Raw genomic sequence first — 11,635 nt, forward strand, 5'->3', positions numbered from 1 at the left:
AAAATTAACAACTTGTAATAAGGCATTAAAAAAGCATCGTTTATGAACCTGTGTTCTATACGATGCTTTTGTTATTTTCTAGTTTTTAACATACCTTATCTATGATTTATCCAGGTATGTATTATTTACCCTAAAGGACTAATAGTAGACCTTCATCAAATAAAGCCCTGCCGGCGAAATCGTCGGACCTGCAGCTTTTCTATTGGTCCTTATCAATGCCTCTTTAAGCCAGTCTAAGTCTTTTTTACCCCTACCGACTTCGACAAGTGAACCTACTATTATCCTAACCATATTTCTTAAAAAACTTTCCGATTCAAAATCAAAAATAAAGTCATGGCCTTTTTGACTGATTTTTATACTATCTAAAGTCCTCTTTGTGTTGATTGGTTCATCTGGCTTCGAATTTGTAAAGGACTGAAAATCGTGGTGTCCTACTAGGATTTCCGCCCCTTCTTTCATCCTTTCTACATCCAGCTCATAGATGGTGTTTCCCTTATATCTTCTAAACATCGGATGCATAAGTCTGTTGTTGTTGAGAATATATCTATAATACTTTCCCTTTGCAGAAAACCTTGCATGAAAGTCTGGCGGGACCTCTTCCACCTTTTGTATTACTATCTCATCATCTACTAAATGGGAATTGATACCCCTTCTAATATTGTCTGTACTATATTTGTCTAAAACTTCAAAGTTAAAGACCTGGCCATAGGCATGAACTCCCTTATCCGTTCTACCAGCTGTTGCAAGTTTTACATCCTCTTTAGTAACAGACTTTATCGCCTTTAATATCTGACCTTCCACAGTTCTATAGCCATCTTGTTTTTGCCATCCAAAATAGTTAGAACCGTCATATGCCACCGTTACCTTCATATTCTTCATAAAAGTACTCTCTCCAAGATGTAGCCTGCCAAAAAGAGGGTCATCAAGAGCATGGTCACATAATCTTTTCTGTCAAATCGCAGTTCGTTTAACCTGGTTCTTCCTTCGCCTCCATGGTAGCATCTTGCCTCCATGGCAGTTGCCAATTCGTCTGCTCTCCTAAAGGAGTTGATGAATAGTGGAACTAGCAAGGGAACTAGATTTTTAGCCCTTTTGAAGATATTTCCCGACTCAAAGTCAGCACCCCTTGCCGACTGGGACTTCATTATTTTAGTAGCTTCGTCAAATAATGTAGGAATAAACCTTAAGGCAATGGTCATCATCATGGCCAGCTGATGACTAGGAAACCCAATTTTAGAAAGAGGTTTCATAATGGCTTCCAGACCGTCTGTTAAGGCTATGGGAGATGTAGTCAAGGTCAACAAGGAACTGGAAGTTACTAGAAAAATAAGCCTAAGGCCCATAAAGGTTGCAAAGTAAAGACCTTCCCTCGTTATATTAAGTATCCAAAACTTTACCAAAACTTCCCCTGGCGTTGCAAAGATATTTATCAAAAAAGTTAAGATGATGATAAATCTAAGGGACTTGATTCCCTTTAACAAAAGCCTTACGGGAATTTTAGCGTTGTAGGTAATTCCCCATAGGATAAATGCCAAAGGAAGATACATCAATAGATTATTCACAATAAAGACGGATATTAAAAATACAAATAGTCCATATATCTTTACCCTTGGGTCCAGACGATGCACAAAGGAATTTCCAGGGAAATACTGACCTAAAGTTATATCTTTAAACATCTTTTTCCCTCCTCAAAAACTCCTTCAAAGCCTCTTCTCCTTCAGAAACCGTCAAGACATCAGTGGGAACATCTAGTCCCTTTTCCTTGAGTTTTATCATAAGCTCTGTGATTTGAGGAACTCCCAGGCCAACTTCCCTAAGCTCTTTATACTGGGAGAAGACTTCCCTTGGCTTTCCGTCCATTAAAATCTTGCCTTGATCTAAGACAACTATTCGATTTACCAGTCTTGCCACTTCTTCCATGCTATGGGAAACCAAGATGATGGTCATGTTCTGTTCCTTAAAAAGTCTGTGGATATTTGCTAAAATGGCGTCTCTTCCCCTTGGGTCAAGGCCTGCAGTAGGCTCATCAAGTATTAAAAACTTTGGCTTCATAGCCAATACACCTGCAATGGCAGCCCTTCTCTTTTGGCCCCCCGACAGGTCAAAGGGAGAAACCTCCTTTGTCCTCTCAAAGTCCAAATCTACCATCTCACAGCTCCACTTAACCCTTTCTTCGATCTCCTCCTCAGAACAACCCATGTTCCCAGGACCAAAGGCAATGTCCTTGTAGATGGTCTCTTCAAAGAGTTGATACTCTGGATATTGAAAGACTAAACCCACTTTTTTTCTAATATTTCTCTTGTTTTCGCTATCCTCTTTTGTATTTATTCCATCTACTATTACATCCCCAGAAGTTGGCAGATTAAGAGCATTTAAGTGCTGTACCAAGGTGGACTTTCCACTTCCCGTATGTCCAATGATTCCTATAAATTCATTTTCGCCAATTGTTAAATTGATATTGTCCAGTGCCACTTTTGTAAAGGGATTGTCCGGATTATATACATAGCTTACATTTTTTAATTCTATTTCCATAGCACATCCACCATTTCATCCACCGAAAGAATATCCTTTGGTATATCAAAACCATCTTGATTTAATCTAAAGGCAAGTTCTGTTACCTGTGGCACATCTAGACCCAATTTTTTCATCTGGTTAAATTCAGAAAAAACTTCCCTCGGTTTTCCCTCCATGCTTATTTTCCCTTCGTTAAAAACCAGTACTCTATCGGCTAAGATCGCCTCTTCCATGAAATGAGTAATAAGTATTATCGTGCTTCCCTTTTCATTTAGTTTAAGCATGGTATTTACAATCTCCTGTCTACCAATTGGGTCTAACATTGCAGTTGGTTCGTCCATTAACAGACAGTCCGGGTCCATGGCCAAAATTCCTGCAATTGCAACTCTTTGCTTTTGACCTCCAGACAAAAGGGCAGGGGAATGTCTCTTGTATTCGGTCATCTCTACAGTTTCCAACGCCTTATCAACTCTTTCTCTAAGTTGTGGCATCTTGATTCCAAGATTCTCAGGCCCAAAGGCAACGTCCTCTTCCACTATGGTTGCAACGATTTGGTTGTCGGGATTTTGGAAGACCATACCACAGGTTTTTCTAATCTCCAGGATATTTTCTTCCTTTGCTGTAGAAAGTCCTTTTACTCTGACTTCCCCCTTAGTTGGATTCATTTGTCCATTTATAAGTTTTGCTAAGGTGGACTTCCCAGAACCATTATGACCCAATATTGCAATAAACTCTCCCTTTGCCACTTTCAGGTTAATATCTTCCAAAGTGTACTTGATTGCATTGGGATCATATTTAAAACTTAGGTTGTCCACCTCTATTATTATCTCTTCCATTCTCTCTCCAATTAATAAGATTTAAGCGTATTTCGCCCTTTCTCCCCCGATTAACTTAGGTCTTCTTCTCGCACCTGTTACGATTGTCTTACCTACTTTATTAGGTCTAAGTCTAACGGGTATGCACACATGTTTCATATGCATTCCAATCATGGTCTGTCCTATGTCCATTCCATAATCGGCCTTTATAAATTCCACACATACAGGATCCTTCATTAGCTTGTACACTTCTGTAGCAAAAGATCCTCCTGCCTTTTTTTGTGGAACCACAGAAACTATTTCAAAACCATATTTTAAAGCACATTCCCTTTCAACCACCAAGGCCCTGTTGATATGTTCACAGCCTTGTGCAGCTAGAAACAGTCCATTTTCGTTAGTAAGCTCCAACATGGTCTTAGCCACCTCGTGACCAATATCCAAGTCAGAGTTAGTTCCAATCCTATCTCCTACAATCTCACTGGAAGAACAACCAACTACTAAGATATTGCCCTCTTGAAAATCACTTTGTTCCTTCAAAGATTCAAATGCAGCCTTCAATTCATCTGTTAAATTATCCATAGTCTCCTCCTAAAACTCCTTAACCGAGTACTGTAATTCCTCGATTTACTAAAAAAGCCGGACCAAAGGCCCGGCTTATACCTATTCTACAGTTTCAGCTTCTTCGTCTTCAATTACTTCCGTAACTTCAGCTTCCTCTTCAGCCATACCCTCGTAGTTAATATTGATAGTGTTGTATTTTTTAACACCTGTACCTGCAGGTATCAATTGACCTATGATTACATTCTCCTTAAGTCCAAGAAGTTCGTCTTCTTTTCCCTTTATAGCAGCTTCTGTCAAGACTCTTGTAGTCTCTTGGAAACTTGCAGCGGATAGGAAGGATTCAGTTGCAAGGGATGCCTTTGTAATACCAAGTAATACCCTTGTACCATCTGCAGGCTCTTTGCCCTCTTCCAGTAATCTTTCATTTTCAATCTCAAATTCTCTTAGGCTGACCATAGATCCTTCAAGGAAATCAGAGTCATTGGAAGCCTCTATCTTAACCTTAGAAAGCATTTGTTTTATTATAATTTCAATATGCTTATCATCAATGTCTACCCCTTGTAGACGATAAACCTTTTGAACTTCCTTTATAATATAGTCCTGAACGCCTTCTGGTCCATTTACCTCAAGAATGTCATGAGGGTTTACGGAACCTTCAGTCAATAGATCTCCCTTTTCGATATATTCTCCTTCTTTAACCTTGATTCTAGCACCATAAGGAATAGCATAAACTCTCTCTTCGCCGTCATCTCCTGACACTAGTATGTCGTGACGCTTCTTATTGTCCACAATGGACACCTTACCGTCAATTTCTGTGATATATGCAAGTCCCTTAGGTTTTCTAGCCTCAAACAACTCCTCAACCCTTGGAAGACCTTGAGTGATTCCAACTCCCGCAATACCACCGGAGTGGAAAGTTCTCATGGTAAGCTGTGTTCCTGGTTCACCAATGGATTGAGCCGCAATTATACCCACAGCCTCTCCAACATTAACAGGTTTACCAGTTGCAAGGTTTCTACCATAACACTTAGCACAAACCCCATGAACAGACTTACAGCCAAGAACTGATCTAACCTTCACTTCTTTTATACCCAGTTGTTTAATCTTCTCAGCGATGTCCTCGGTGATGATTTCATTTTTCTGAACTACAAGCTCACCGGTTTCAAGGTTTAAGATGTCTTCAAAGGCAGTTCTACCGACAATTCTTAAAGACATTTCCTCAATGACTTCTTTACCTTCAGTAAAGTCCTTAGCAACGATATATCTGTCGGTTCCACAGTCTTCGTCTCTAACTATAATATCCTGAGAAACGTCTACAAGACGTCTTGTCAAGTAACCAGAGTCCGCAGTTCTAAGGGCAGTATCAGAAAGTCCCTTTCTAGAACCGTGGGTGGAAATAAAGAACTCTTGCACAGAAAGACCTTCCCTAAAGTTTGCCTTTATAGGAATTTCAATGGTCCTACCTGAAGCAGAGGACATAAGACCTCTCATTCCGGCCAACTGACGAATTTGGTTAGTTGAACCCCTGGCTCCAGAGTTTGCCATGATAGCCAAGTTGTTTCTAGGATCCAACTCTTCTAGTAATGCATCTGTAACTCTATCTGTAGTTTTATTCCAAATATCTATAACAAAATCATATCTTTCATCTTCGGAAACAAGACCTTTTCTAAGTAATTTTTCGTACTTAGTTACTTCCTCATCTGCTTCTTCCAAAATTCTTTCCTTAGCAGTGGGAACTTCTACGTCGGACATGGAAATTGTAATTGCAGCAAGGGTGGAGTATTTGTATCCAGTTTCCTTGATATAGTCAAGAAGTCTTGCAGTACCAATGTTACCATGCTTTCTAAAGCAACGGTCAATGATATTACCAAGGGTCTTCTTGTCTACGATTTTATCCACCTCTAATGAATAAGGATCAGAACTTCTGTCCACATATCCTAAATCTTGAGGAATACCGCTATTGAATATAAATCTACCAACAGTGGATTTTACAAGTTTTCCCCTGTCATTAGCATCCTTCTTAATCCTTACATTTACAATGGTATGGGTATGAATAATCTTATTTTCATAGGCCCTAATCATCTCATCATAGTCTTGGTAACTTCTAACAAGCTCTTCCTCATCACCGTCAGCAGTCAAGTAATAAGCACCTAGCACCATGTCCTGTGATGGAGTTGTAATAGGTCTACCATCTTTAGGCGCAAGGATATTGTTAGTAGACATCATAAGAAGTCTTGCTTCAGCTTGAGCCTCTACAGAAAGTGGTAGATGGACAGCCATTTGGTCACCGTCAAAGTCCGCATTATAAGCAGTACAAACTAGAGGGTGAAGTTTTATAGCCTTACCTTCCACTAACACTGGTTCAAAGGCTTGAATACCAAGTCTGTGTAGAGTTGGCGCTCTGTTCAATAGTACAGGGTGGTCTTGAATGACAGATTCAAGAATATCCCAAACCTTGTCACTTTCTCTTTCCACCATCTTCTTAGCATTTTTAATATTGTGGGCAACACCTTTTACCACAAGCTCTCTCATAACAAAAGGTTTAAATAGCTCAAGGGCCATTTTCTTTGGTAGTCCACATTGATAGAATTTCAAATTAGGTCCAACGACAATTACAGAACGACCAGAATAGTCAACACGCTTACCAAGTAGGTTTTGTCTAAATCTACCAGTTTTACCCTTAAGCATATCGGAAAGGGACTTCAAAGGTCTGTTTCCCGGTCCTGTAACAGGTTTACCTCTTCTACCGTTGTCAATAAGAGCATCTACCGCCTCTTGAAGCATTCTCTTCTCGTTTCTTACGATAATTTCAGGTGCTCCAATGTCAAGTAGTCTCTTCAATCTATTATTTCTATTGATAACCCTTCTATATAGGTCATTTAAGTCGGAAGTAGCAAATCTACCACCTTCCAACTGAACCATCGGTCTTAGATCCGGTGGAATAACAGGAATGGCTTCAAGGATCATCCATGATGGATCATTACCAGATTCAATAAAGGCATCTACAACTTCAAGTCTTCTTAAGATTCTAATCTTCTTTTGACCAGTAGCACCTTGTAATTCTTCCTTTAGCTCTTCATATTCCTTATCCAAGTCGATATTTAAAAGCAATTCCTTTACTGCTTCCGCTCCCATTCCAGCCTTAAAGTCCACACCTTCAGTGTATTTTTCACAGGCTTCAGAGTATTCATATTCAGTAAGGAGTTGTTTTTCATACATATCAGTATCGCCTGATTCAATTACAACATAGCTTGCAAAGTATAAGATCTTTTCTAAGGCTCTTGGACTCATATCCAATAAAAGTCCCATTCTAGACGGAATACCTTTGAAGTACCAGATATGGGATACAGGGGCAGCAAGTTCAATATGCCCCATTCTCTCACGTCTAACCTTAGCCTTTGTTATTTCGACCCCGCACTTTTCACAGACTACGCCCTTATATCTAACTCTCTTATACTTTCCACAATTACATTCCCAGTCCTTAGTAGGTCCGAAAATCTTTTCGCAGAAAAGTCCTTCTTTTTCAGGTTTTAGAGTTCTATAATTTATAGTTTCAGGTTTCTTAACCTCTCCATAAGACCATTGTCTGATCTTTTGAGGAGAAGCAAGACCAATCTTCATTGAGTCAAAAGTATTTAATTCTTCCAAAGAGTGTCTCCCTTCATCAACTCACTAATCTTCTAATCTTCATCTTTCTCTATAACGGAAAATCCTAAATTTGAATTCTCACTTTTCTTTTCAAAGTCATTTACTACCTCTTCGCCCTTTTCATACTCAACACTATTAAAGTCTAATACATCGTCAATATTTTCCTTAAATTGAATTTCTCCACGACTGCTGTCAAGTAATTTTACATCCAAGGATAGAGATTGCAATTCCTTAATCAACACCTTGAAAGATTCAGGAATTCCCGGTTCAGGGATATTTTCTCCTTTTACAATGGATTCATAAGTCTTCACACGTCCCACAATATCATCGGATTTTACAGTTAAGATCTCTTGAAGAGTGTGGGAAGCACCATATGCCTCCAATGCCCAAACTTCCATCTCACCAAATCTTTGTCCACCGAATTGTGCCTTACCACCAAGAGGTTGTTGTGTAACAAGGGAGTAAGGACCAGTTGAACGAGCGTGAATCTTTTCGTCGACAAGGTGATGTAGCTTCAGCATATACATATAACCTACAGTTACAGGATTGTCGAATGGTTCACCAGTTCTACCATCCCTAATCCTCAACTTACCATTTGTAGGGTAGCCTGCCTGTTCAAGTGCCTCTAGGATATCAAAGTCGCTGGCACCATCAAAAACAGGAGTTGCAACCTTCCATCCAAGCTTCTTAGCCGCAAGACCCAAGTGAACTTCAAGAACCTGACCAAGGTTCATACGTGAAGGTACCCCTAGAGGGTTTAACACGATTTGAATTGGAGTTCCATCATCAAGATAAGGCATGTCTTCCACAGGTAAAACTCTGGAAACAACCCCCTTATTACCATGACGACCACACATCTTGTCTCCAACTTGAATCTTTCTCTTAGTAGCCACATATACCCTAACAACTTGGTTAACACCAGGAGATAACTCATCTCCATTTGCTCTTGTATACACCTTTACATCAACGACAATACCAGTCTCGCCATGGGGAACCCTTAAGGATGTATCCCTTACTTCCCTAGCCTTTTCACCGAATATCGCCCTTAAAAGTCTCTCTTCTGCTGAAAGCTCAGTTTCTCCCTTTGGAGTTACCTTTCCAACTAGGATGTCTCCACTGGTTACCTCGGCTCCAATACGAACAATACCCCTATCATCCAGGTCTTTTCTCATATCTTCACCAACATTAGGAATATCCTTAGTGATTTCCTCAGGGCCTAGTTTAGTTTCCCTAGCCTCGCTCTCGTGTTCCTCAATGTGAACAGAAGTTAAAACGTCATCTATAACTAGTTTTTCATTTAATAACATGGCGTCCTCAAAGTTGTAACCTTCCCATGTCATAAATGCAATCAATATATTTTTACCAAGGGCAATTTCACCATTTTCCGTACTAGGACCATCAGCTAGAACATCACCAGCCGCAATCTTTTGGCCCAGTTTTACAATAGGTCTTTGGTTGAAAGTGGTTCCTTGATTAGATCTCTTAAATTTTAAAATTCTATAGTACTCAACCCTCTTGTCAGAATCTCTAGTAACTTGGATTTCATCACTGGAAACCTTAGTTACAACACCATCTGATTTTGCTACAACTACAACACCAGAGTCCTTGGCAGCCCTATGTTCAATACCAGTACCGATAATAGGTGCATCGGTCTTTAAAAGAGGAACTGCCTGTCTTTGCATGTTAGAACCCATTAAAGCTCTAGTAGCGTCGTCATTTTCCAAGAAAGGTATCATAGCCGTACCTACAGATACGATCTGTTGAGGACTTACGTCCATATAGTGAACTTCCTCACGAGGATATATGTCATTTTCACCATAGTATCCACGACCAAGAACCCTTTCGTTTATTAAGTTTCCTTCCTCGTCCAAAGGTTCATTTGCTTGAACGATAATATATAAATCCTCTTGATCTGCAGTAAGCTTATGAATTTCATTTGTAACCTTACCATTTACTACCTTTCTATATGGAGTTTGAATAAAACCATATTCATTTAGACTAGCATAGGTAGTCATGGAGGTAATAAGACCGATATTTGGTCCTTCAGGAGTCTCTATAGGACAGATTCTACCATAGTGGGAGTCGTGAACGTCCCTAACTTCAGCCCCTGCTCTATCTCTGGAAAGACCACCAGGTCCAAGAGCAGACATCCTTCTCTTGTGTGTAAGCTCTGCCAATGGATTTGTCTGGTCCATAAATTGAGACAACTGAGAAGAACCGAAGAATTCTTTAATAGAAGCAACAACAGGTCTAATGTTGATAAGAGCTTGAGGAGTTGCCAAATCAGGGTCCTGAGTGGACATTCTCTCCTTAACCACCCTTTCCATCCTAGATAGACCTATTCTAAATTGATTTTGTAAAAGCTCACCAACTGCTCTCACCCTTCTATTTCCTAAATGGTCGATATCATCAACATCACCAACACCATAAAATAGGTTGAATTCATAGGAAATACTTGCAAGGATATCTTGAGGGGTTATGTGAATAGGACTAAGCTCAGCAACGGATTCCTTAATCGCATTGTAGATATCTTCATCAGTTTCATTTTCTTCAAGAATTTCCTTCATCTTAGGATAGTACACCTTTTCAGAAAGTCTTAAATCAGAAAAGTCCATATCCAGACCAAAGGAGTCTAAACTGACAAATCTATTGCTTATAACTCTAACCTTTTGCTCGTCAACCATTACATCCATAAAGTAGATGCCGGCATTTTCAATTTCCAAAGCAAGTTCTGGAGTTATAAAGTCCCCTTCTGAAGCTAGGATCTCACCAGTTTCTTCATTTATAACATCAGAAGCACAGTAAGTTCCTGTAATTCTATTTACAAGGGAAAGCTTCTTGTTGAACTTATACCTACCAACCTTCGCCAAATCATATCTTCTGGCGTCAAAGAACAAGTTGTTGATTAAAGGCTCAGCAGATTCCAAAGAAGCAGGATCTCCCGGCTTTAACTTTCTATAGATCTCAAGCATTGCCTCTTCCCTAGTGTTGGAGACTTCCTTTTCTAAAGTAGCTTGTAGCTCCTTAGTATCTCCCAATGCTTCGATAATCTCTTCATCAGTAGGATAAATCAACGCCCTTAACAAAGTGGTAACAGGAAGTTTTCTCGTCCTGTCAATCCTTACACTAATCACTCCGTTAGAATCAGTATCATATTCCAACCAAGCACCACGGTTCGGTATTACAGTAGATGAAAATAATTTATTACCGGACTTATCAATTTCTTGCGCAAAGTACACCCCAGGAGATCTGACAAGCTGACTTACAATTACCCTTTCAGCTCCGTTAATGATGAAAGTACCACTGTCTGTCATCATTGGGAAATCTCCCATAAATACCTCTTGTTCCTTAACCTCTCCAGTGTCCTTGTTAATAAGTCTTACCTTTACCTTTAAAGGACAAGAGTAGTTAGCATCTCTTTCTTTGGCCTCTTGTTGGGAATACTTTGGAGTTTCTTCCAAATAATAGTCAACGAATTCAAGTACTAAAGAACCTGCATAGTCAGAAATAGGACTTATGTCGTCGAAAACTTCTCTAAGTCCTTCCTCTAAAAACCAATTGTAACTATCCTTTTGTACTGCTATTAAATTTGGAAGATCTTGAACTTTTTGAATACGAGAGTACGTAACTCTTTCAGTAGTTCCATACTGTTCCTTGTGCATTAGCGATCCACCTCTCTATGATTAAAAAGACAAGTAAATATACCAACCTTATAAATTTAGCATACTTACCCATTTTCCAATATTACATTCCAGTATTGTAACATAAAATAAAAAGAAAATCAAGAAAAACCTCGATTAAATTATTATAACACGAAAACAAAAATTGAAGTATCTTGTTTTAAAAAAACTCCAACTCCCCCTTATAATATATAAGGAAGAAAACTGCAATTAAAATTTAGGTTATCTATTATAATACCCTCCTTGGAGAAAATCAACCCCTATTTTAAATGAAAACTATGTTTTTCTTTTCTTTGTCTAATATAAGTTTTTCGTCACAGGTGTAATCAATAGTCTTTAAATCATGACTTACCAAAATAATAACCCGGGAGTTTGACAGTTGAATACATACCAAAACCTTTAAACGCATTGAAAAAT

7 protein-coding genes are annotated in these 11,635 nt (G+C 39.1%); all 7 read right to left on the reverse strand.

Annotated features, from left to right (window positions below):
• Nucleotides 1–138: 138 nt before the first annotated feature.
• A complete protein-coding gene (gene truA / locus Q1K37_RS08020) occupies nt 139–879 on the reverse strand; it encodes a tRNA pseudouridine(38-40) synthase TruA (RefSeq protein WP_300411146.1) in 741 nt (246 codons plus the stop codon).
• Complete coding sequence (locus tag Q1K37_RS08025) at nt 876–1,676, reverse strand: energy-coupling factor transporter transmembrane component T (RefSeq protein WP_300411147.1); 801 nt, start codon at nt 1,674–1,676, stop codon at nt 876–878. Before Q1K37_RS08025 ends, truA begins: the two co-directional genes overlap by 4 nt.
• Nucleotides 1,669–2,532 (reverse strand): energy-coupling factor transporter ATPase, encoded by an 864-nt coding sequence (locus Q1K37_RS08030; RefSeq protein WP_300411149.1) that lies wholly within the window; start codon nt 2,530–2,532, stop codon nt 1,669–1,671. Before Q1K37_RS08030 ends, Q1K37_RS08025 begins: the two co-directional genes overlap by 8 nt.
• Entirely contained in the window at nt 2,523–3,350 is an 828-nt protein-coding gene (locus Q1K37_RS08035) for an energy-coupling factor transporter ATPase (protein WP_300411151.1), read from the reverse strand. Before Q1K37_RS08035 ends, Q1K37_RS08030 begins: the two co-directional genes overlap by 10 nt.
• 21 nt (nt 3,351–3,371) lie before the next feature.
• Entirely contained in the window at nt 3,372–3,908 is a 537-nt protein-coding gene (locus Q1K37_RS08040) for a TIGR01440 family protein (RefSeq protein WP_300411153.1), read from the reverse strand.
• 81 nt (nt 3,909–3,989) lie between these two features.
• Nucleotides 3,990–7,538: a DNA-directed RNA polymerase subunit beta' gene (gene rpoC, locus Q1K37_RS08045; RefSeq protein ID WP_300411155.1), complete on the reverse strand. Its 3,549-nt coding sequence runs from the start codon at nt 7,536–7,538 to the stop codon at nt 3,990–3,992.
• 32 nt (nt 7,539–7,570) lie between these two features.
• A complete protein-coding gene (locus Q1K37_RS08050) occupies nt 7,571–11,200 on the reverse strand; it encodes a DNA-directed RNA polymerase subunit beta (RefSeq protein WP_300411156.1) in 3,630 nt (1,209 codons plus the stop codon).
• Nucleotides 11,201–11,635: the final 435 nt, after the last annotated feature.

Source organism: Lagierella sp. (genome assembly GCF_029983815.1).
Lineage (GTDB): Bacteria > Bacillota > Clostridia > Tissierellales > Peptoniphilaceae > Mediannikoviicoccus.

Excerpts from the sequence above, each read along its gene's own strand:
- truA (WP_300411146.1), bottom strand. The coding sequence starts at position 879 with ATGAAGAATATGAAGGTAACGGTGGCATATGACGGTTCTAACTATTTT.
- Q1K37_RS08025 (WP_300411147.1), bottom strand. The coding sequence starts at position 1,676 with ATGTTTAAAGATATAACTTTAGGTCAGTATTTCCCTGGAAATTCCTTT.
- Q1K37_RS08030 (WP_300411149.1), bottom strand. The coding sequence starts at position 2,532 with ATGGAAATAGAATTAAAAAATGTAAGCTATGTATATAATCCGGACAAT.
- Q1K37_RS08035 (WP_300411151.1), bottom strand. The coding sequence starts at position 3,350 with ATGGAAGAGATAATAATAGAGGTGGACAACCTAAGTTTTAAATATGAT.
- Q1K37_RS08040 (WP_300411153.1), bottom strand. The coding sequence starts at position 3,908 with ATGGATAATTTAACAGATGAATTGAAGGCTGCATTTGAATCTTTGAAG.
- Q1K37_RS08050 (WP_300411156.1), bottom strand. The coding sequence starts at position 11,200 with ATGCACAAGGAACAGTATGGAACTACTGAAAGAGTTACGTACTCTCGT.